At 51.7% G+C, this 21,847-nt stretch carries 17 protein-coding genes and 1 rRNA gene; 16 read left to right on the plus strand and 2 right to left on the minus strand.

The window, feature by feature from the left end:
• Both BM159_RS12055 and BM159_RS10800 read left to right on the plus strand, forming a co-directional pair.
• A partial coding sequence (locus tag BM159_RS12055; protein WP_218149583.1) for a YDG domain-containing protein occupies window positions 1-1,218 on the plus strand: 1,218 nt, incomplete at its 5' end.
• Window position 1,219: 1 nt separating this feature from the next.
• The gene (locus tag BM159_RS10800; RefSeq protein WP_218149584.1) at window positions 1,220-2,887 is read left to right on the plus strand and encodes a ShlB/FhaC/HecB family hemolysin secretion/activation protein; all 1,668 of its coding nucleotides are present in this window, start codon (window positions 1,220-1,222) and stop codon (window positions 2,885-2,887) included.
• A gap of 466 nt (window positions 2,888-3,353) precedes the next feature.
• Here the strand turns inward: BM159_RS10800 and BM159_RS10805 are convergent, their stop codons facing one another.
• Together BM159_RS10805 and BM159_RS10810 are read right to left on the minus strand one after the other, a co-directional pair.
• The gene (locus tag BM159_RS10805) at window positions 3,354-4,049 is read right to left on the minus strand and encodes a sulfite exporter TauE/SafE family protein (protein ID WP_245763711.1); all 696 of its coding nucleotides are present in this window, start codon (window positions 4,047-4,049) and stop codon (window positions 3,354-3,356) included.
• An 80-nt stretch (window positions 4,050-4,129) separates the two neighbouring features.
• Window positions 4,130-4,945, minus strand: a complete 816-nt coding sequence (locus BM159_RS10810) for a DNA/RNA nuclease SfsA (protein ID WP_093914240.1) — start codon at window positions 4,943-4,945, stop codon at window positions 4,130-4,132.
• Window positions 4,946-5,096: 151 nt separating this feature from the next.
• Between BM159_RS10810 and BM159_RS10815 the strand changes: the two genes are divergently transcribed.
• From BM159_RS10815 to BM159_RS10880, 14 genes are all read left to right on the plus strand, one after another.
• Window positions 5,097-6,320, plus strand: coding sequence for a class I SAM-dependent rRNA methyltransferase (locus BM159_RS10815; RefSeq protein WP_093914241.1), 1,224 nt, complete (start codon window positions 5,097-5,099; stop codon window positions 6,318-6,320).
• A gap of 143 nt (window positions 6,321-6,463) precedes the next feature.
• Window positions 6,464-7,216, plus strand: coding sequence for an exodeoxyribonuclease III (locus BM159_RS10820; RefSeq protein ID WP_093914242.1), 753 nt, complete (start codon window positions 6,464-6,466; stop codon window positions 7,214-7,216).
• A 9-nt stretch (window positions 7,217-7,225) separates the two neighbouring features.
• Window positions 7,226-9,238, plus strand: coding sequence for an excinuclease ABC subunit UvrB (uvrB, locus tag BM159_RS10825; RefSeq protein WP_093914243.1), 2,013 nt, complete (start codon window positions 7,226-7,228; stop codon window positions 9,236-9,238).
• A 78-nt stretch (window positions 9,239-9,316) separates the two neighbouring features.
• Window positions 9,317-12,160 carry an excinuclease ABC subunit UvrA gene (uvrA, locus tag BM159_RS10830; RefSeq protein ID WP_093914244.1) on the plus strand — a complete coding sequence of 948 codons (2,844 nt, stop codon included), beginning with the start codon at window positions 9,317-9,319 and terminating at the stop codon, window positions 12,158-12,160.
• A 2-nt stretch (window positions 12,161-12,162) separates the two neighbouring features.
• The gene (gene uvrC / locus BM159_RS10835; protein ID WP_093914253.1) at window positions 12,163-13,992 is read left to right on the plus strand and encodes an excinuclease ABC subunit UvrC; all 1,830 of its coding nucleotides are present in this window, start codon (window positions 12,163-12,165) and stop codon (window positions 13,990-13,992) included.
• A 78-nt stretch (window positions 13,993-14,070) separates the two neighbouring features.
• Window positions 14,071-14,418: a hypothetical protein gene (locus BM159_RS10840; RefSeq protein ID WP_093914245.1), complete on the plus strand. Its 348-nt coding sequence runs from the start codon at window positions 14,071-14,073 to the stop codon at window positions 14,416-14,418.
• A gap of 95 nt (window positions 14,419-14,513) precedes the next feature.
• On the plus strand, window positions 14,514-15,308 hold the full coding sequence (locus tag BM159_RS10845; protein WP_093914246.1) for a Cof-type HAD-IIB family hydrolase: 795 nt from the start codon (window positions 14,514-14,516) through the stop codon (window positions 15,306-15,308).
• Window positions 15,309-15,407: 99 nt separating this feature from the next.
• Entirely contained in the window at window positions 15,408-16,274 is an 867-nt protein-coding gene (gene rapZ / locus BM159_RS10850) for an RNase adapter RapZ (RefSeq protein ID WP_093914247.1), read from the plus strand.
• Between the two features lie 78 nt (window positions 16,275-16,352).
• Complete coding sequence (locus BM159_RS10855) at window positions 16,353-17,723, plus strand: gluconeogenesis factor YvcK family protein (RefSeq protein WP_093914248.1); 1,371 nt, start codon at window positions 16,353-16,355, stop codon at window positions 17,721-17,723.
• A gap of 89 nt (window positions 17,724-17,812) precedes the next feature.
• Window positions 17,813-18,751: a DNA-binding protein WhiA gene (whiA, locus tag BM159_RS10860; RefSeq protein ID WP_093914249.1), complete on the plus strand. Its 939-nt coding sequence runs from the start codon at window positions 17,813-17,815 to the stop codon at window positions 18,749-18,751.
• Entirely contained in the window at window positions 18,744-19,628 is an 885-nt protein-coding gene (locus tag BM159_RS10865) for a polysaccharide deacetylase family protein (RefSeq protein ID WP_093914250.1), read from the plus strand. The genes whiA and BM159_RS10865 overlap by 8 nt, the downstream gene beginning before the upstream one ends.
• A gap of 118 nt (window positions 19,629-19,746) precedes the next feature.
• Window positions 19,747-19,890, plus strand: coding sequence for a six-cysteine ranthipeptide SCIFF (gene scfA, locus BM159_RS10870; protein ID WP_093731038.1), 144 nt, complete (start codon window positions 19,747-19,749; stop codon window positions 19,888-19,890).
• A 153-nt stretch (window positions 19,891-20,043) separates the two neighbouring features.
• Window positions 20,044-21,480 carry a thioether cross-link-forming SCIFF peptide maturase gene (gene scfB / locus BM159_RS10875; protein WP_093914251.1) on the plus strand — a complete coding sequence of 479 codons (1,437 nt, stop codon included), beginning with the start codon at window positions 20,044-20,046 and terminating at the stop codon, window positions 21,478-21,480.
• 181 nt (window positions 21,481-21,661) lie between these two features.
• Window positions 21,662-21,847, plus strand: a 16S ribosomal RNA gene (locus BM159_RS10880); the annotation flags it as partial.

Genomic DNA, 21,847 nt, shown 5'->3' on the forward strand with positions numbered 1-21,847 from the left:
AAGAACGCCGGGACAAACAAGACCGTGACGGTTTCCGGCGCGACAATCAGCGACGGCAATGAAGGCGGTAACTACAACGTAACATATGCGGACAATACCGCCAGCACAATTAACCCGAAAGCAATCACGGCAAGCTTTGCGGACATCAGCAAGGTTTATGACGGAACTACAAACGCAACGGCGGGCGAAGGAACCCTGGACGGCGTGGTGGAAGGTGATACCGGAAAAGTAAGCGTAACGGCAAATGCTGCTTACGACGAAAAGAACGCGGGTAACAGGACAGTCAACTACACAGGCGTAACCCTGACCGACGAAGAAGCCGGCAACTACAGCATCGCTGAAACGGCGACGGGCGCAGGCACAATCACAGCGAAAGAAATCACGGCAAGCTTTGCGGACATCAGCAAGGTTTACGATGGAACAACGACTGCCACGGCAGGCGAAAGAACCCTGGACGGTGTTGTGGACGGCGACAAAGGAAAAGTTGAAGTGACTGCATCGGCAACGTACGACAGTAAGGACGCCGGTAACCGGATAATCAATTACACAGGTGTGGAACTGAGCGGTGCTGAAGCTGCAAATTATACTATTGCCCGAACCTTAACAGGCAAAGGAACCATCAACCGCAAGGCGTTGGAACTGGTGGCGGATCCTGCCAGCACGGAGTATGGCGATTATAATCCGGCTTCCTTTACCGGAAGGGTGGACGGTTTCGTGGCAGGGGAATCCGTCAGCAGCGGCGACTCGTTGCTGTTTGCCTTGTCTGATCCTTCTGCTTCCGCTGTGGGGAGCTACGGCATAACCGGAACGATTAACGGAAGCGCCAGCGGAGAGTACGGGTTGAACTATACATTTACCAATGCGGCTTCCAATGAGAATGCGTTTACGATTTATGCCAGACCGGCTTCGGTTCAGGATATGGTTCTGTCGGATATCATTCCGGGCATTAAGGGAAAACCCGGGGCGGATATCAGTGCGACGGCACTGGATAATGCAATGGAACAGGCGAGAGACAAACGGGCGGAAGTAGGCATTGAGTTCGCCGTTGCCCAGACGATACTGTCAGTGGATGCAGATAAGACTCTTTCCCTGGAAAATCAGGGCATGAAGAAGCCGCCTTCCATGACGGCCCAGGAAGTGGCGGAACAGGTGCATGCGCAGCAAACGGACAATGCAACAGGCACCGAGGAAAGCAAACGGAAAAAGGGGGCGGCATAACATGAATAAGAAAAATAATCACAGTATTTTTTCCGGACATATGCTTTGCACCGGCGGCCTTGCGCTTTTCTGTGCGGTTTCGTTCCCGTTGCTTGCGTTTGCGGAAACGGCTGTGCCCAGGCCCGGTGAAAGCCTCGAGGGTTCGAAGCTTCCAAAACAGAGTGTTTCCCTGGAAAATGTTGATAAAGGCGCCGGCCGGCAGGGGGCAGAATCTGTCCGTTTCACCCTGACGGACATCCGGGTAGAGCACGAAGGCATCAAAGTCAAAGACGAAGATATTGCAAAGATTACGGACAAAGTCGTGGGAAGGGAAATCGGCGCGGAGGAACTGAACGGGGCGATAGGCAATGTGACCCGTTACATCCGTGCCCACGGTTACCCGGCGGCAGCGGCGTACATCCCGGAACAGACGGCGGTGGACGGGAAACTGCTGGTGAAGGTGGAACCCGGTCGTCTGGGCAGCATCCGTCTTTCCAACGAAAGCAAACTGAAAGATTCGGCGGCGCAGCGGATGCTGGCCGGGCTGAAAGCGGGGGACATCATCCATACCCGCAGTCTGGAAAACGCGCTGTACAATCTGCGTGACCTGAGCGGCGTGGAAGTGTTCGGCGTATTAAGCCCCGGTACGGAGACAGGAACCAGCGATCTGACGGTACGCCTGCTGGACGATAAGAAGACGTCGGTCATCCTGTACAGTGAAAACTACGGCAGCGAATCAGCAGGCCGTTACCGTTACGGTGTGCAGGGTGAAATTCGGAACCTGTCCGGCGTGGGAGACCGGCTGAACCTTGGGGCGTTGTTTTCCAACAACCATCAGCACAACTATAATGTTTCCTATGAAACGACCGTAGGTCGCAGCGCTTCCAAACTGGGCATCGGTTTCAGCCGTGCGGACTATGAACTGGGGAACGCGTTCAAGGAGTTGGGCGCGGAAGGCGTTGCCAACACCTACAGCATTTACGGGAGGACACCGCTGTGGAACAAGGCGGACGGCTCCCTGGCCTTTACCTACGGATACGATTACCGGGACATCAAAGATGAACTGACGAAGTTCAACGTTTCCTGGAAGAAGCACAGCCACGTATTTCATGCGGGACTGGACGGGATGCAGCGCGGACCGAAGAGCAGTCTGCAGTATAATGCGACGCTCTATACGGGAACGCTGGCGCCCGATTCGGACATGGCGGAGACGTTAGCCGGGCTGGGAAAAACGAAGGGGCATTTCACTAAGGGAACGGTAGATGTGACGGCAGTGCAGGGGCTCAATAAGAATTTTGACGTGATGCTGAAGCTTTCGGGGCAGAAGGCGGCCAATAATCTGGACAGCTCGGAACACATTTATCTGGGCGGAGCCAGAGGCGTGCGGGCGTATCCCCAGGGCGAGGCTTCCGGGGACGAGGGAATCCTGGGAACGCTGGAGCTGCGCTATCATACCCCTGTGAAAGGGCTGACCCTGAGCACCTACTTTGATGCGGGGCATGTACGTATTGAAAAGAATGAAGGCGACAGCATGACGCTAAAGGGCTGGGGTTTAGGAGTATCCTACAGCAAACCGAATGACTGGTTTGCCCGGTTCGATTACGCGCGGCGCATCGGAACGGATGTTAATATGTCCGACGACGCCAAGAGCCGGCAGCGTATGTGGTTCATTGCAGGAAAGGTGTTCTGAGTACACCTTTCCTGATCAGCGTCTTACAAAAAATTGACCTTCAACCAGAGTAACAGGGATATTATTAGCCAAAACGATGAACAAGAGGAGTGGGTAAACCCCATTCCCCGTCTTCGCGGTATATCCAACTAAGCAATCCGGGTGTAAAAACACCCGGATTTTTTTCGCCAGGCCGCATGAATACTGGAATCTGACCCCACGCACTCTTTAATATATAAGATAGACAGTTTATATGTCTGTACAGGCGAAGCCGTCAGGTACAACTGTCAAACTGCAAGAGAGCAGGGGCATAAAGTTTTGCCCCGAAAAATGGGCATTGAGGCATGAAAGCATTGTGTCACCGCCGGAGTAACGAAAAAATCCGGTCACAAAAGTGACCGGAAGGAGAATGTTTCAGGTTTGCAGAGTTGCTCTTTTAAAAAAGTTGATAGTAAAAACGTTCTTTCAAAACAGAAGAAAGAAACTCCTATCGGGTAATCATCAGGATAATGGAAAAGGCCGTGACAATCTGGATGAAGCGGTGAAAGGACTGATCCGAAAACCGCCTGACAATGCGCAGGCCGATGCAGGCTCCCAGGCCCAGAAAGGGGAGCATCAGCAGGTTCAGCCGGAAGCTTTCAAACGTAATGTTATGCCAGACAAGAATCTGAAGGGGAAGCTTCAGGAGATTTACGACCATGAAAAACCAGGCATTCGTACCGATAAATTCCATCTTCTCCTTGCGCATGGTAAGCAGATAGATTGCCATGACCGCCCCTGCGGCGTTGCCGATCATGGTGACAAAGCCGCCCAGAAGTCCGAAAAAGGGGGCGAACCACCAGGCGTGCGCCCACCGGTTCTGGCTTCCCGTGAACTCGCTCCACAACATAACCAGGAATACGGTCAGTAACGTGATGCCGAGGAGGAAACGGAAATCAGAGGCGGGAATCTGGTCATCAACCCAGATGGCGATAAAAAAGCCGGCTACCGCGGCTGGGAGAAGTCTTACGACTGCTTTCCAGTCAGCTTTCTTTCTGAAATAGCAAACGGCTATTATGTCCGCCATACATAACTTGGGTAAAATGATTCCCGTAGATTCTTTTGCGCCGAAGGCAATGGCCATATAGGGAACGGTAAGGGCGGTAATGCCCTGGAACCCTGTCTTCGACATGCCGATCAGCACGGCGGACAAACAGATTGTGATCTATTGTGTTACGGTGAGCGTTTCAATCATTTTTAATACCTGTCTGACAAGAGTTTTGTTTATAACCTGATTTTCAATTCTTTATCTATGTTCATTTCATCCGGCGTGACCTTGCACGTATAAGCCAACAGTTGCACGCCGGCCTTTTGGGCATCGCGAAGCGCATCCGCAAACTGCGGGTGCGTTTTTCTGTTGGGGGTGAAGTACAGCGCGCGTTCCATTTGCACGACAAAAAGAACGTACGTCTCAAATCCTTCTTCATGGCACCGGATCAGTTCGCGGACGTGTTTTACACCCCGTTCCGTCGGCGCGTCGGGAAAAAGGACGATGCCGTTGTCTTCCAGCGTGACTCCCTTGACTTCCAGGAAAATTTTACGGGAGCGGGTTGTTTCATTTTCTGTCGGCGTCGGGGCGGTGCCAGTCCGTTTTGTTTCTGTTTTGCATTCCAGATAAAAATCGAAACGGGAGTTGCCGTATTTGTATTCCGGTTTCATGTAATCAGTACTTCCAAAGGGAGACGCGCCGGACCGCAGCCATTCTTTTACGGCGGCGTTGGGAACCTGCGAATCCATGTTGACAAGGAGCGTGCTGTGTGCTTCAGGAGTGCTCTTAACATGTTGAGAAGGAATTCCGGCGTTTGCAAAAACGGTTTGGCTTTCTATTATTTTTTCTACTGCAATCAAATCATATTTTGTTTTACGCTGCGGGTTATCGCTTACGGCACAGTAAACGGTACATCCGGGGATTAACAGTTCACGGCAGCGACCGGTGTTTTTCACGTGACAGACTTCTTCTTTTCCGTTGATAAGCACATGGGCGATGAAACGGTTGGGACGTTGCAGGAATGTTCCGGACACAACCTGGTTGTATTTCATGGTACGTTACCTTTCTTTATTATAGTTAAAGAGTATGATATAATATAACGATAAGGCATTTAACAGAAAATGTAAAGAGCGGAATGTATCAGACAGTATGTAACTGCAACGTGCAGAGTAATGCAAGGGAACAGGAAACGTGAGGACGAAGATGCGAAACTATCCGAAGTTTTATATAACAAAAAAGGGGGAACGCGCGGCCCGGGGCGGGCATCCCTGGGTGTACGGGGAAGAAGTGACCCGGGTGGAGGGCCGTTATGCCAACGGCGACCTGGTGGACGTGGTGACGGACAAAGGGAAATATCTCGGCACCGGTTTTGTCAATGATAACAGCAAAATCCGGGTGCGCATGCTCAGTACCAACACCAATGACAAATTTGATGAAGCCTTTTGGGAACGGCGGCTGCAATACGCGCTGGATTACCGCAAAACGGTGATGCCCGAGGACGATTACAAATGCTGCCGCCTCATCTTCGGCGAGGCGGATCAGTTCCCGGGGTGGACGGTGGACCGCTACAACGATCTGCTGGTGATCCAGACGTTGTCTCTGGGAATTGAACAACGCAAGCATATGCTGATCCCGCTGCTGGTAAAGCTGCTGCGTAAAGACGGCGAAACCATTACCGGCGTGTATGAGCGGAACGATGTGAAAATCCGCCTGCTGGAAGGATTGGAAGAAGGAAAAGGCTGGTTTGCGCTGGAAAGCGAAGTTCCTCCCGCATCTCCTGTGACCACGATTTGTGAAAACGGTATTGTGTACGATGTAGATGTGGAGAACGGGCAGAAGACGGGATTCTTTCTGGATCAGAAATATAACCGGCAAAGTGTGGCTCGTATTGCGAAAGGCAAACACGTGCTGGACTGTTTTACTCATACCGGAAGTTTTGCCCTTAATGCGGCCAAAGGAGGCGCGGCCCATGTGACGGCGGTGGATGTGAGCGGCGAGGCCTGCCGGATGACGGCGCTGAACGCGGAGAAGAACGGCGTGGCGGACCGGATGGAGGTAGTGCAGGCGGATGTGTTCGCGCTGCTGGACAAACTGGAGGCGGAGCACAACCGGGACTACGATTTTATTATCCTGGACCCGCCGGCCTTTACCAAGAGCCGCAAGACGGTGCGGAACGCCACCGCGGGTTACAAAGACATCAACATGAAAGCCATGAAGCTGCTGCCCCGGGGCGGATATCTGGCCACCTGCAGCTGCTCCCATTTTATGAAAGAAGAACTGTTTGTGGAAATGTTGTACGAAGCGGCTGCGGAAGCCCATGTGCAGCTGCGCCAGATTGAAGCGCGGCAGCAGGCACCGGACCATCCTGTTTTATGGAATGTGCCGGAGACGAATTACCTGAAGTTTTATATTTTTCAGGTAGTGTAGAAGTTTATGGTGTTGGGGTTTGGCAAAACCGTGTTGTAAGAATGATTTTGAAAATTGGGCTGAGTAACTTTATGTTGTTATAGTATGCGGAACTGGTTCTGCGTTTTATAGTTGAAGAATTTTAAAAAGAAAGAGGAACGCTTATGAAACTGATTTCCTGGAATGTGAACGGACTGCGGGCCTGTATGACCAAAGGCTTTGCGGATTTTCTGGCGGCGTCGGACGCGGATATTTTCTGCGTGCAGGAAACCAAGATGCAGCGGGAACAGGCGACCTTTGATTTCCCCAACTATTTTGAATACTGGAACAGCGCGGAGAAGAAAGGTTATTCCGGCACGGCTGTGTTCACGAAGGAAGAACCGCTTAACGTTACCTATGGTCTCGGTATCGACGAGCACGACCACGAAGGCCGTGTCATCACCTGTGAGTTCCCGGAGTTTAATCTGGTAAACGTGTACACGCCTAACTCCCAGGACGGACTGACCAGGCTGGCGTACCGGCAGGTGTGGGAAGACGCTTTCCGCAATTATCTGTTGGAACTGGACGCGAAGAAACCGGTGCTGGTCTGCGGCGATTTAAACGTGGCCCACAACAATATCGATTTGAAAAACTGGAAAACCAACCGGGGCAATGCCGGCTTCACCGATGAAGAACGGGCAAAGTTCACGGAACTGCTGGCCACCGGTTTCACCGATTCCTTCCGCTATCTGTATCCGGATAAAGAAGGCATTTACTCCTGGTGGTCCTACCGGTTCAAAGCCAGAGAGAAGAACGCTGGTTGGCGTATTGACTACTGGTTGGTGTCCAACCGCTGGCAGGACAAGATTGAAGACAGCCTGATTTATACGGACGTGTTCGGCAGCGACCACTGTCCGGTGGGATTGTTGTTGAAGTAAGAGGTCTCTATGGATTTTGCAATCAAGGCGCCATTCCAGCCCGCGGGCGACCAGCCCCAGGCCATTGAAAAACTGGCGGCAGGAATTGAACAGGGCATGCGCTCCCAGGTGCTGCTGGGCGCCACAGGCACAGGCAAGACATATACCATCGCCCAGGTCATCAACAAAGTGCGGCGGCCCACCCTGGTGCTGGCTCACAACAAGACATTGGCGGCCCAGCTGGCCAGCGAATTGAAAGCCTTCTTCCCGGACAACGCGGTGGAATATTTTGTTTCCTACTATGACTACTATCAGCCGGAAGCGTATATTCCCCAGACAGATACATACATAGAAAAAGATTCTTCTATCAATGACGAAATCGACAAGCTGCGTCACAGCGCCACCAGTGCGCTGTTTGAACGGCGGGACGTGATCGTGGTGGCCAGCGTCAGCTGTATTTACGGTCTGGGCGGGCCGCAGGATTATTACGATTCCGTGGTTTCGCTGCGGGTAGGACAGGTCATTGACCGCAACGCGATTCTGCGCAAACTGGTGGAGAACCAGTACACCCGGAACGATATTGATTTTCATCGCGGCACATTCCGTGTGCGGGGCGATGTAATCGAAGTAATACCAGCCAGCTTTGGCGAAAAGGCTGTCCGCATCGAGATGTTTGACGATGAAGTTGAACAGCTGCTGGAAGTGGATATGTTGACGGGGGAAGTGCTGGCAAAGCGGACCCACGTGGCGATTTTTCCCGCATCCCATTATGTGACCAGCAAGGAAAACATGGAGCGGGCCATGGCGGATATCCGCGCGGAACTGAAAGAGCGGCTGGCGGAGCTGAAAGTCAATGGCAAGCTGCTGGAGGCCCAGCGTCTGGAGCAGCGTACCAATTACGATTTGGAAATGATGGAAGAGATGGGTTACTGCACTGGCATTGAGAATTATTCCCGCCACATGGACAACCGGAAAGCGGGGCAGGCACCTTTCACGCTGGTGAATTATTTCCCCAAAGATTTTCTGCTGGTGGTGGATGAGTCCCACGTGACCATTCCCCAGGTACGGGCCATGGCCCACGGCGACCGGGCAAGAAAAGAAATGCTGGTGAATTACGGCTTCCGTCTGCCTTCCGCCATCGATAACCGGCCGTTAACCTTTGAAGAATTCTATGAAAGAATCAACCAGGTGATTTATGTTTCCGCGACCCCCGCGGACTATGAACTGGGCGAGGCGGCGCAGGTGGTGGAGCAGATCATCCGTCCTACCGGTCTGCTGGATCCCCATGTGGAAGTGCGTCCCATCAAAGGACAAATCGATGACCTGATGGGCGAGATCCGCAAGACCGTTGAACGGGGTGAGCGTATGCTGGTGACCACCCTGACCAAGCGGATGGCGGAGGACCTGACGGATTATCTGAAACAGAACGAAGTGCGGGTGCGCTATCTCCATTCCGATATCGCCACCATTGAACGGGCCCAGATTATTGACGCGCTGCGGGAAGGCGAGTTTGATGTGCTGGTGGGTATCAATCTGCTGCGGGAAGGCCTGGACCTGCCGGAAGTGAGCTGCATTGCCATTCTGGACGCGGACAAGGAAGGCTTTCTGCGCAGCGATACGGCCATGGTGCAGACCATCGGGCGGGCGGCCCGGAACGAGCACGGCCATGTGGTGATGTACGCAGACCGGCTGACGGATTCCATGAAGCGCGCCATCGACGAAACGAACCGGCGGCGGGAGATACAGGAAGCGTTTAATAAAGAACACGGCATTACGCCGAAGACGATATACAAGGAGCAGCGCCATCTGATTAAGCTGACCAAAGTGGAAGAAAATCTGGATACGAAGAAGGCTTATGATGAAAAGGCGCTGAAGAAAAGCAGCGCGGCTGCGTTGCGCAAGCTGGCGAAAACGCTGGAAAGTAAAATGGCCCAGGCAGCGAAGGAACTGGACTTTGAAACGGCGGCGGAACTCCGGGACCGCCTGATTGTGGTGAAGGGACAGTTAGGGGAAAAGCTGCAGCCGGGGAAAAAGAAAAAATAGTTTTTAGATTAATTGCGCCGTTTACGGAACGATAAATAAGCAAAACAAGTTTTGAAAAGCGGCGAAACGAGGACTACTATGCAGGAAAAGATGATTATCCGGGGTGCGCGGCAGCACAACCTGAAAAATATATCGCTGGAGATTCCGCGGGAAAAACTGGTGGTGATCACCGGCTTGTCAGGAAGCGGCAAGAGTTCTCTGGCTTTTGATACGATTTACGCGGAAGGGCAGCGCCGTTATGTGGAAAGCCTGTCCTCCTATGCCCGCCAGTTTCTGGGACAGATGGACAAACCGGATGTGGATTACATTGAAGGACTGTCTCCGGCCATTTCCATCGACCAGAAAACTGCGGGGCGCAATCCCCGTTCCACGGTGGGGACGGTAACGGAAATTTATGATTACCTGCGTCTGTTGTTTGCCCGGGTGGGAGAACCCCATTGCCCCAAGTGCGGGCGGCTCATTGAACGGCAAACGGTACAGCAGATCGTGGACCAGGTGCTGGCGTTGGAGGCAGGCACGCGGTTTATGATCATGGCGCCGCTGGTCTACGGACGCAAAGGAGAACACAAAGATATCATTGAGAATATGCGGAAGTCCGGTTACGCCCGTATGCTGGTAGACGGCGAACTGCGGACGCTGGATGAGGAAATCGTGCTGGACAAAAAGAAGAAGCATCGGCTTTCCGTTGTCATTGACCGCATGAGCGTGCGGGAGGGAATTCAGCAGCGTCTCAGCGATTCCGTGGAAACGGCGCTGAAATTGGCGGACGGCGTCATGGAAGTGCAGGTCATCGGCGGGGAGACAAAGGTGTATTCTGAAAAATTCTCCTGTCCCGACTGCGGCATCAGCCTGCCGGAGATTGAACCCCGTCTCTTTTCGTTCAATGCGCCATACGGGGCCTGTCCTACCTGCGGCGGCCTGGGCATCAATCGGGAATATGACTGGGAACTGATTCTGCCGGATAAAAATAAAAGCTTTGCGGACGGCGCCATCGCGGCCATGTCCGGCAATCCGGCTTCGTTTACCATGCGTCTGCTGACTGCGTTTTTGCAAAAATACGGTTATACGGTGGACAACTGCTGGAACGACCTGAAGCCTGCCATGCAGGAAAAACTGCAGTGGGGCGCCGGAGCGGAAACGTTCCGGTTCATCTATACAAATCTCAACGGCGATACCAATGAATACAACCGGACCTGGGACGGTGTGATTCCCATGCTGAAGCAACGGTACCGGGAAGCCTGGGGCGACGCCATGCGGGAAGAACTGGAAACCTTTATGAGCGGCAACATCTGCCCGGACTGTCATGGGAGCCGGCTGAAACCGGAAGTTCTGTCTATCTTGGTCGGCGGTAAGAATATCAATGATGTGACACAGATGACGGTACGGGACGCCTGCAGCTTTTTCAATTCGTTGCAGCTTACGCACCGGCAGCGGGTCATTGCCAAACAGGTTTTGAAAGAAATCAACGCTCGTCTTGATTTTCTGAATAACGTAGGACTGGATTACCTGACTCTATCCCGGGCGGCGGCAACCTTAAGCGGCGGAGAGGCCCAGCGTATCCGGCTGGCTACCCAGATTGGAAGCGGACTTACCGGGGTGTTGTATATTCTGGATGAACCCAGTATCGGCCTGCACCAACGGGACAACGGACGCCTGCTGCAGACCTTTTACCATCTGCGCGATCTGGGCAACAGCGTGCTGGTGGTGGAACACGACGAAGAAACCATGCGGGCCGCTGACCAGATTATCGACATCGGGCCGGGGGCGGGTGAGCACGGTGGAACTATTGTAGCCCAGGGGACCGCAGCGGAAGTTATGAAAGTGGAAAATTCAGTCACAGGCCAGTATCTCAGCGGGAAAAAGTTTATTCCTCTGCCGAAGTGTCGGCGAAAACCAGATGAACGGAGTATCGAGATTATCGGTGCGGCGGGGAACAATCTGAAAGAAATCGACGTACAGATTCCTATCGGACTCTTTACCGTGGTGACCGGCGTAAGCGGCAGCGGCAAGTCTACGCTGATCAATGACATTTTATACAATGCGCTGGCGGCCAAACTGCACGGGGCACGGCTGCGCCCGTTAAAACACAAGGAGATTCGCGGGCTGGAACAGATTGATAAAATTATTAACATCGATCAGAGCCCCATCGGTCGTACGCCCCGTTCCAATCCGGTGACCTATACCGGAACGTTCAATTACATCCGCGCGTTGTTCGCGTCAACCAATGAAGCGAAAATCCGCGGTTACAAACAGGGACGTTTCAGCTTTAATGTGAAAGGCGGACGCTGTGAAGCCTGCCAAGGCGACGGCGTTAATAAAATTGAAATGAATTTCCTGCCGGATGTGTACGTACCCTGCGAAGTTTGTCACGGCGCCCGTTACAACAGGGACACGCTGGAAGTTCACTACAAAGGAAAAAATATCGCCCAGGTGCTGGATATGACCGTGACCGAAGCGCTGGACTATTTTAAGAACCAGAAGCGGATTGAAGAAAAACTGCAGGTGCTGGAAGATGTGGGCCTGGGTTACATTCGTCTGGGACAGGCGGCTACCACCCTGAGCGGAGGGGAAGCCCAGCGCATCAAACTGGCGGCGGAACTGTCCAAAAAAGGAACCGGCCGTACCATGTACATTCTGGACGAACCCACTACCGGCCTGCATACGGCGGACGTCCACAAACTCCTGCAGGTACTGCAGCGTCTGGTAGACAGCGGCAACACCGTTGTCGTGATAGAGCACAACCTGGACGTGATCAAATCAGCGGACTGGCTGATTGATTTGGGCCCCGAGGGCGGCGACAAAGGCGGTACTATTGTAGGTGTTGGCACGCCGGAACAACTGGCAAGGAATAAAAATTCTTATACAGGACAGTACCTGAAACGGGTTATTGACGACGCAAAGAAGAGCGGGAAGTATCAATGATTATCAGTGATAAAATCGAGAAAGCCCTTGCGGTTTTGCCCCATAAACCCGGCGTGTACCTCATGCACGACAGCACCGGCCGGGTCATCTACGTGGGCAAGGCAAAAAATCTGAATAACCGGGTCCACAGCTACTTCCGGGCATCGGGCCGACATTCTGTCAAAGTGGAAGCGCTGGTCAGCCATGTGGAAGACCTTGAAACTATCATGACCGACAGCGAGATTGAAGCTCTGATTCTGGAATGCAACCTGATCAAAAAATACCGTCCCCGTTACAACATCATGCTGCGGGACGATAAAACCTATCCCTATCTGAAGATCACTCTGCAGGAAGAGTTCCCCCGCATGTACATCACCCGTCGCGTGGTAAAAGACGGCGGGAAATATTACGGTCCCTACCCGGATGTAGGGGCGTTGCGTTCCACCATGAAACTGCTGCGTTCCCTGTTCCCCGTGCGAAACTGCCGCAACATGAATCAGGAGCGGCCCTGTCTGCAGTATCATATCAAACGCTGTCTGGCTCCCTGCGCGGGAAAAATCAGCCGGGATGCATACGGTGAGCTGATTAAAGCCATTGGCCTGGTGCTGGACGGGAAGACGCAGGAACTGCGACGGAACCTGAAACAGTCCATGCAGGAGGCGGCGGAAAATTATGAATTTGAACAGGCAGCCCGCTACCGTGACCAGCTGCAGGCAGTGAACCGGCTGGAGGAAAGCCAAAAGGCCGTGCTGGAAGGCGGAGACATGGATGTAGTGGGGTATGCCGAGGATGACTTCAACGTTTGTCTGCAGGTGTTCTTTGTCCGGGGCGGCAAGCTCATCGGTCGCAAAGATTTTATGCTGCCGGCTGAGAAGGAAGAGGAAGCGGATATCATTGCGGCATTTTTGAAACAGTATTATAATGCGGAAGACATCTTCCTGCCGAAAGAAATCCTGGTATCCTGTCTGCCGGGAGAGGAGGATCTTGCCCTGCTGCAGCAGTGGCTTTCGGAAAAAGCGGAACGCAAGGTTACCGTGACAACACCCCGGCGCGGCGATAAGGCCAAGCTGATGCAGCTGGCCTGTGACAACGCCCGGAAGCTGATACAGGAAAAAGAACGCAAGGGTAAGATGCAGCAACTGACCGACGAGGAAGCGGCGGAAGAACTGCAGCGCATCGTGGGCTGCGACAGACCGCTGGCGCGTATGGACTGTTTTGATATTTCCCACAACCAGGGCAGTGAAACCGTATCCTCCATGGTGGTGTTTCGTTACGGTGCTCCCAGCAAAAAGGACTATCGCCGTTTTAAGCTGCAGTCCACAGAAGGCAAGCCGGACGATTTCAAGTCCATGCAGGAAACGGTGTACCGCCGGTATAAGGATTATGAAGACCTGCCGGACCTGATCATCATTGACGGCGGAAAGGGACAGCTGAATGCGGCGCTGCATGTGATCCGCGGTCTGGGGCTGGACATTCAGGTCATTTCCCTGGCGGAAAAGAATGAAGAAATTTTTCTGGAAGGGCAGAGTGAGAGCATTTATCTGGAACGGGAATCTCCGGCGTTGCATGTAATCCAGCATATCCGGGATGAAGCCCACCGCTTTGCCATCACCTATCACCGGAAACGGCTGCGGAAGAAAAATCTGGTGTCCGTTTTGGATAAAATTGAAGGCATCGGGCCCGCGCGGCGCAAAGCGTTGTGGAAAGCCTTTTCAACACTGGAGGCTATGAAGCAGGCCACAGAGGAAGAACTGGCGGCGGTGGAGGGAATGAACAAACCGGCTGCCCATACACTGTATGAGTTTTTCCGCAGCGATATAGTGAAAAAGAACGATATGATTGGCAAACCCTGACTCTGTATATTCCTGTATAATGAAAGTGATACCGTGTACAACGTTCAGCTGTAAAAAGAAAGACCGGGTGAATCGTTTTTGTATAATTTTTATACAGCATTTGTTACGATAAGCGTGCTGGTTTTTATTGCAATCTACAATACTTCATTCATAACAGTAGTGACCCTGGGCGGTACCGTGCTGGGGAGCGCGCTGATCGGGCTTTGCTCTGTGCTGTTTTCTTTCCTGTTATGCAAGGCGTTGCGCAAAAAAACGATGCGGTGTGTGTTGGAAATAATCGGCTGCGGCTGTATTATCTGGGCAACGGCTTCCTGCCTGCCGGGTTGGGAGATTAAACCGGATATAGAGACGGCGCTGTTTCTGATTGCGCTGTGCTTTTTAGTTACAGAAATTAACGAATACACATTGGATGACAGAATTACGTAAAACCCGTGATAGCAATCCGGAACGGTTTTTAAAAATACTCAAACGGGTTTAAAGAGACGGGAGCATTTTTTAGTAAAGAAAAAGGAGCGAGTTCATTGACTGTAAAACTGATTGCAAGCGATATGGATGATACGTTGTTAAACAGCAACACGAAAATTTCAGAGAGGAATGCGGCGGCCATTCATAAAGCCATCGCTAAAGGCATTGTCTTTATGATTGCTACGGGACGCATGTATGTCTCCGTCAAACCGTACGCTGACGCACTGGGGCTGGATGTGCCGCTGGTTACCTATAACGGCGCCCTGGTGAAGGGAAGCAAAAGCGGGAAGGTGTATTATGAACATCCGCTGAAGCTGGACACTGCGTTGGAGCTGCTGGCCTATTGCAAAGAAAAAGGCTATTATATCCAGTCCTATCAGGGGGACGAACTTTGGGTAAAAGAAGAAACCGTCTTTTCCGCAGAGTATGAAAGGATATCCGGAATCAAGGCAAAACCTGTGGGAGAGAAGCTGTATCACCCGGAAGTTGCGCCGTACAAGTTACTGGCTATGACAAAGCCGGAAGAGTTTCAGAAGGTGTGGCAGGATATCCAGCAGAAGTTTGCAGGTAAAGTAACCGTGACCAGTTCCCGGGATAACTTTCTGGAACTGATGGAACCCGGTGTAAATAAATGGAATGCAGTCAAAGCGGTAGCGGCATCTTACGGAATCAGACCGGAAGAAGTGATGTGCATCGGTGACAGCAACAACGACCTGAGCATGATTGAAAACGCAGGCATCGGCGTGGCGGTAGCGAATGCCAAACCTGCAGTGCAGGCAGCGGCAGAACTGGTCACGGCTTCCAATGATGAGGACGGGGTGGCAGAAGTCATTGAACGTTTTACGTTATAGGTTCTTGTGATATAATAATTAGTCAGATATTATTGCAACCAGATAATATTTCTTCTGATTCCTATTACAGCAGTTTTGCACGGATTAACAGGAGGCGCTATGGAACAAAATCGTTTTGTCATTATTACAGGAATGTCCGGAGCCGGAAAGACACAGGTGCTCCGTACGCTGGAGGATTTGAACTATTTCTGTGTGGATAATCTTCCGGTCATGCTGCTTCCGAAATTTACAGAACTGAGCCGGCAGACTCCCGGTCGCAATACGGCCATGGTGATTGACACCAGGGGCGGGGATGCGTTTTCCAGCCTGGTCGAGATTATGGACGAGATGCACGCCAACGGATTTGATTTTGAAGTGCTGTTTCTGGATGCGGATGATGCCACGCTGATCCGCCGTTACAAGGAGACCCGCCGCCGCCATCCCATGGAGAAAGGGCGCTACAGCCTGGCGGAAAGTGTTTCCCTGGAACGTAACCTTATGGCTGATGTGAAGAGTCGCGCTACCAATATTATTGATACATCACGTTATTCCAATTCGCTGCTGAAAGAAGAAATCGGCCGTTTGTTCGGGGATGAGAATTCGGCTCCCGGCATGCTGATTGTGGTGCAGTCTTTCGGGTTTAAATACGGTTTGCCACTGGACAGTGACCTGGTTTTGGATGCCCGGTTTCTGCCCAATCCGTTCTATGAAGCGGACTTAAAAAAGCTGACCGGTAACGATCAGCCGGTACAGGATTTTTTAAATAAGTTCCCGCAGACTTATGAATTTATAAAAATGGAATGCGAGATGCTGAATTATCTGATTCCCAAATACGAAAAGGAAGGGAAGAGCCAGCTGGTGATCAGTATCGGCTGTACGGGCGGACAGCACCGTTCCGTATATATTGCCAACAATATATACAACTACCTGCGCCTGAAATACCACCAGGTGGAACTGCGGCACCGGGAATTAAATCGAAAGAGCTAAGGTTAAACGAATTAAGTGTAATAACGCAATGATCAGGAAAGGGCTTTGTCAGTTCCGGATCAGTAAGGAGTATTTTATATGGGCTGGATCAGTTGGCTTTGTCCGGGAATCCAATTAAAACGGTGGCTGTTGCTTTTTACGGCAGGAGTTATCGTCTGCGCATTTTCCCTGGCACTGCTGTTCAATAACCAGGTGATGGGGATGGCGGAAGAGTTGCTGTTCCGCTTAAGTTATCTGGCTACAGGGGAATACGGGAACACTGTGCCCGTGGTTTTGGGTATCGTTGGCATGTTGCTGGGAATCGCTATCATGATTTACGCAGTGCGGCGTATTGTCCGCTCCATTGTGGAAGCGGTAAGCCCGGAAAGCAGCGATTCGTTGCTGGAAACGATTTTCACCGAGCGCAAGCTGAGCAGCGGTCCGGCTATTACCGTAGTCGGAGGTGGGACGGGTCTTTCCACCCTGCTGCGCGGGATGAAATATATTACCGGCAACTGTACCGCCGTAGTTTCCGTCGGTGATGACGGTGGTTCATCCGGGCGGCTTCGTAACGAACTGGGGATCATCCCGCCGGGCGATCTGCGCAAATGCGTGGTGGCGATGGCAGACAGCGAACCCCTGATGGAACGTGTCATGCAGTACCGGTTCGAGGGGGATTCCTATCTTTCCGGGCACAGCCTGGGAAATCTTTTCCTGGCGGCCATCGCGGAAACGGAAGGCGGCATGGTAGAGGGACTGAACGCGGCCAGCCAGATCCTGAAAGTCCGCGGCCATGTGATTCCTACCACGCTCCATAATATTCAGCTGGCGGCCGATATGACCGATGGTTCGTACGTTTTGGGGCAGGCCGAAATTGCCCAGGCGCACAAGACGGTTCAGCGGCTGCACATGGTACCGGAGAATGTTCCCGCCACACAAAGCGCGGTAGAAGCGATCCGGCAGGCCGATATTCTGGTTCTGGGACCGGGAAGCCTGTATACCAGCGTCATCTGTAATCTCCTGGTTCCGGAAATCCGGGAAGCGGTGTTGCAATGCAAAGCGACCAAGATTTATGTCTGCAATGTAATGACCCAGCCCGGTGAAACAGATGGGTTTGGCGCGTATGAACATGTGAAGACCCTGACGGAATATGCGGGGAAACCGTTTTTGGATTATGTAATCGTCAACAGCGAGGAAATTTCAGACGAACAGAAAGCGCTGTACAGGGCAAAAGGACAGGAGCCGATTTCCCCGGACATCGAGAAGATAGAGCAGATGGGGATCCATGTCATTCCGGCAAAATTAATCAGCAAGTCTGATATGGTGCGTCATGATCCGCAGAAACTGGCCCGGGCTATTATGTCGCTGGCTTACAGGCTGCGTCTGTTCGGCAGAGGTTTTATTTTCTTCGATTACTTGTTTATGCGCCACAATATGCGTAAGATAGGTAAAATGCTGGGGAAAAAGTGATGCGATGAGTTTGCGCAATGACTTTGGAGGCGCGTGAACAAACTGACTGAAGTTCCTTAATTTTGTAAGTTATTTGTCTGGAGGCAGTTTTGTCATACTCTTCGGATGTTAAAAACGAACTGGCCCGTCTGGAAGGCCAGAAGCCCTGCTGCGAAAAGGCGGAGCTGGTAGGTGTGCTGCGCATGAGCGGGGCGCTGGTGCTCCGCGGCAAACATATCGGGATCCATTTTTCCACAGAAAACGCAGCCCTGGCCCGCCGGGTCCTGCAGGTTCTGAAAACCAATTACCAGGTGCAGACGGAGGTTGTCATTACCCGTTCGCGGAGGTTGAAAAAGAATAACCGGTATCAGGTGGAAGTCCTCCCTGACAGCAGGGTAGCGGAAGCATTGCGCGAGTTGCAGATCCTTCCCTCGGAAGAGGCAGCGAAAAGCAAACTGCTTGGCAGGGCCTGTTGCAGGAAAGCCTTTTTGCGCGGCGTTTTCATGGCAGGGGGGTCCGTCAGCCGGCCTTCCGGCGATTACCATATGGAAATCGTTACGGAAAATGAAGAGCTTGCCAGACTGATTTTGAAAATCATGAACGGTTTTTCCCTTTCTGCCCGCATGACAGACCGGAAAAACGATTTTATCGTATATTTAAAGGACGGGGACCATATTATCGATTTCCTTTCCATAATCGGGGCGCATCAGTCCCTGCTCGAGTTTGAAAACGTGCGCATCGTCAAGGAGATGCGGAATAATGTGAACCGGCAGGTGAACTGCGAAACGGCAAATCTGAACAAGGTGATCCGGGCTTCCGTGTTGCAGGTGGCCTGCATCCGCTTTTTACAGAGCCATGGCGGGTATGACCTGCTGCCGCAGAAGCTGAAGGAAACCGCGGAACTGCGCATGCAGCATCCGGATATTTCCCTGAACGATCTGGTTGAGTTTACGGACGGATCGGTTGGAAAATCGGGATTGAACCACCGGCTGAAAAAAATTCAGCAGATAGCAGTTATTAAAGGTATGGATATAAGCGAGTATGTTTAAAACAGTTTACCGTATCCTGAGTGTTTTGCTCGTGCTAGCCGCGATCTGCGGCATGGCATATAAGGGACGTATAAAAGAAGATTTTGAAAATTATAAGACGCGCGCCATACCGGCACTGATGTATCACAGCATCAGTGAGGTGCCGGCAGGCTGGCCTGCGGATCTTTGTGTTGCCCCGGGTGTTTTTGAAGAACATCTGCAATACTTAAAAGCGCAGGGCTATAATGTGGTTACGGCCCCTCAGGCCGTGATACTGCTGAAGAGCCGGCAGAATGTGATGAATACCGTCATCGTGACGTTTGACGACGGGTATGAAAACAATTATACAGAAGCATTTCCTTTATTGAAAAAGTATGGTTTCCGCGGTAACTTTTATATTGTGGGGAATGATGTAGGGAAGGAAAAGAACCAGGATGGCATGAAAAAATATATGTCGTTTGCTCAGATTAAAGAGATGCATGACCAGGGAATGGAAATCGGTTCCCACAGCATGAGCCATGACCCGCTTACTTCCATCAAGCCTGAGTTGCTGCCCTGGGAAATTTACCAGCCATTGAACCTGTTTTACCAGAAGATGAATTTTTGGATCAGCGGCATTGCGTTCCCCAATGGTGCGTTTAATGATGCAATCATTGCCGAAATCCGCAAATATTTTAAATATGAATACGGTTTTTCCGGACAGGCTGGCTGCAATACATTGAAAATTGTTGAGGAAACTCCTTTCGCCCTGCGTCGAGCCGGGGTGTATGACCGGGGAAACGGTGCCAAAGATGTGGAAAAGGTGCTGCAGAAATGTTATGTTTTCGGGTATCTTGAAGAAAAAGGGCTTCCTGTCATTTTGCTGGATAAAGCGCGGCGGCTGCTGCCGTTTATCTGAATGAATCGTTGCACAGATGAGTTAATTGGTGCTTTCTTAAAATTTGTTTGCAATAAAAACCTTGCATATTAGGTGAAAACAAGGTAAAATAAAGTATCATATCCAAGGAGGGCTTGAAATGAAAAAACATATTAAGACCGTCAATAAAGCAATGATTAACAAAACGTTGCGTACCGGAGGCTGCGGAGAGTGCCCGGCTTCCTGTCAGTCTGCATGCAAGACTTCCTGCACGGTTGGCAATCAGGTTTGCGAACACAAATAATCAATCAGGAAAAACCAGCATGTTAAACAGCTCCCTGTTAGTGCGGGGAGCTGTTTTCATATGAGGGACTCCGGTCTGGACACTGCTGCGCCTGCTTACAGGTTTTGCTGCAGGCGTATCAGGTCAGGAGTTCTTAACAGAAAGGCAGATAATATGGAGAACAAACTGATTCACCGGATGAAGGTAAATGAGGACCTGGCGGTGCTGGACGTCAATAGCGGCGCTGTGCACCTGCTTGATCAGGCGGCCTATGACATTCTGGGGATATTTAACGGAAATAATGACGAGGAAACCGTCGCGGCGCTGAAGGACTTATATGAAGAAACAGAGCTGCGGGAAATATTGGGCGAACTGCATGAACTGATGGAACAGGGGCTTCTGTTTTCCCCGGAATTTGACGTGCCGGAGACTTTTGCGACAGAACCGGTTTTGAAATCCCTGTGCCTGCATGTGGCCCATGACTGCAACCTGCGCTGCAAATACTGCTTTGCAGGAACAGGGGACTTTGGCGGAAAACGGGAACTGATGAGCGCGGAAACCGGCAAAAAAGCTATAGACTTTGCCATTGCCGGAAGCCGTAAGCGCCATAACCTGGAAATTGACCTGTTTGGCGGGGAACCGCTGGTGAATTTCGGCGTGGTCAAAGAGATTATTCAATACGCAAGAAAACGTGAAAAGGAAGCGAACAAGAATATCAAACTTACGCTGACAACAAACGGAACCCTGCTGAATGACGAGATCATAGAATTCCTGAACGGGAACCGTGTCATGGTGGTGCTGAGCCTGGACGGCGGCAAAGAAATGCATGACGCCATGCGTCCGTTCCCCAATCAGACGGGCAGTTATGACGCAGCGGTACGGGGCTTTAAAAAGATTATCCAGAGCCGTAAAGGCTGGAACTATTATCTGCGCGGTACCTATACGCATTTCAGCACGCATTTTGCGGAGGAAGTGCTGAAGATGACCGAAGTCGGCAGAGAAATATCCATGGAACCGGTAGTGGGTACCACTGAACCGTACACGCTGACCGAAGAGGATTTGCCGGTTCTGTTCGCGGAATACGACAAGCTGGCTGCGGAGTACCTGAAACGTCGCCGGGGGAAAGGCGAACCTTTTGATTTCTTCCATTTTAATGTTGCGCTTGATAACGGCCCCTGTGTGGCAAAACGGCTGGCAGGCTGCGGTGCCGGCCATGAATATTATGCCATAACACCGTCCGGTGATATTTATCCCTGCCATCAGTTTGTCGGCCGTGAGAAGTATAAGATGGGAACCTTGGATACCGGCATCGTGCGACCTGACCTGGTTAAAAAGTTCCGGAATACACATGTCATGACAAAGCAGAAATGCAAGGAATGCTGGGCCCGTTTCTTCTGCAGCGGAGGCTGCCACGCCAACGCGGATCTTGTAAACGGCGATATAACAATTCCCTATGAGTATGGATGCAAGATCCAGAAGAAACGACTGGAGTGCGCCATCGTGCTTCAGGCATTGCTGATGGAAGATGCGAAGGAAGGCGCTGAGGATATGCGTCCCGAAATCGACAATTTTAAATTCCAGACAGGCAAGACAGAAGAAAAAGTTTTTTAAAAAAGGTGTTGACAAAGGGAAAAAGAAGTGCTATTATAACCAAGTCGTCGGTTGACGGCGGAACCTTGAGAACTGAATAACGAACCAGATGAATGTGCGGGTCAGCCCCTTCGGGGACAGACCTGAAAAAGTCAAAGAAATTCTGAACAACAAGAAGAGCCGAATCGGCTTTCTATAAAGTATTATGGAGAGTTTGATCCTGGCTCAGGACGAACGCTGGCGGCGTGCCTAACACATGCAAGTCGAACGGGGGTTTTGTTTCGGCAGAATCCTAGTGGCGAACGGGTGAGTAACGCGTAGGCAACCTGCCCCCCGGATTGGGACAACACCCCGAAAGGGGTGCTAATACCGGATACGAAGATAGCAC

The organism is Succiniclasticum ruminis DSM 9236 (assembly GCF_900112895.1).
GTDB lineage: Bacteria > Bacillota > Negativicutes > Acidaminococcales > Acidaminococcaceae > Succiniclasticum > Succiniclasticum ruminis.

Bases quoted from the DNA above. Each gene is read 5' to 3' on its own strand.
- BM159_RS10800 (WP_218149584.1), top strand. From the start codon at position 1,220: ATGAATAAGAAAAATAATCACAGTATTTTTTCCGGACATATGCTTTGC.
- BM159_RS10810 (WP_093914240.1), bottom strand. From the start codon at position 4,945: ATGAAATACAACCAGGTTGTGTCCGGAACATTCCTGCAACGTCCCAAC.
- BM159_RS10815 (WP_093914241.1), top strand. From the start codon at position 5,097: ATGCGAAACTATCCGAAGTTTTATATAACAAAAAAGGGGGAACGCGCG.
- BM159_RS10820 (WP_093914242.1), top strand. From the start codon at position 6,464: ATGAAACTGATTTCCTGGAATGTGAACGGACTGCGGGCCTGTATGACC.
- uvrB (WP_093914243.1), top strand. From the start codon at position 7,226: ATGGATTTTGCAATCAAGGCGCCATTCCAGCCCGCGGGCGACCAGCCC.
- uvrA (WP_093914244.1), top strand. From the start codon at position 9,317: ATGCAGGAAAAGATGATTATCCGGGGTGCGCGGCAGCACAACCTGAAA.
- rapZ (WP_093914247.1), top strand. From the start codon at position 15,408: ATGGAACAAAATCGTTTTGTCATTATTACAGGAATGTCCGGAGCCGGA.
- BM159_RS10855 (WP_093914248.1), top strand. From the start codon at position 16,353: ATGGGCTGGATCAGTTGGCTTTGTCCGGGAATCCAATTAAAACGGTGG.
- BM159_RS10865 (WP_093914250.1), top strand. From the start codon at position 18,744: ATGTTTAAAACAGTTTACCGTATCCTGAGTGTTTTGCTCGTGCTAGCC.
- scfA (WP_093731038.1), top strand. From the start codon at position 19,747: ATGAAAAAACATATTAAGACCGTCAATAAAGCAATGATTAACAAAACG.
- scfB (WP_093914251.1), top strand. From the start codon at position 20,044: ATGGAGAACAAACTGATTCACCGGATGAAGGTAAATGAGGACCTGGCG.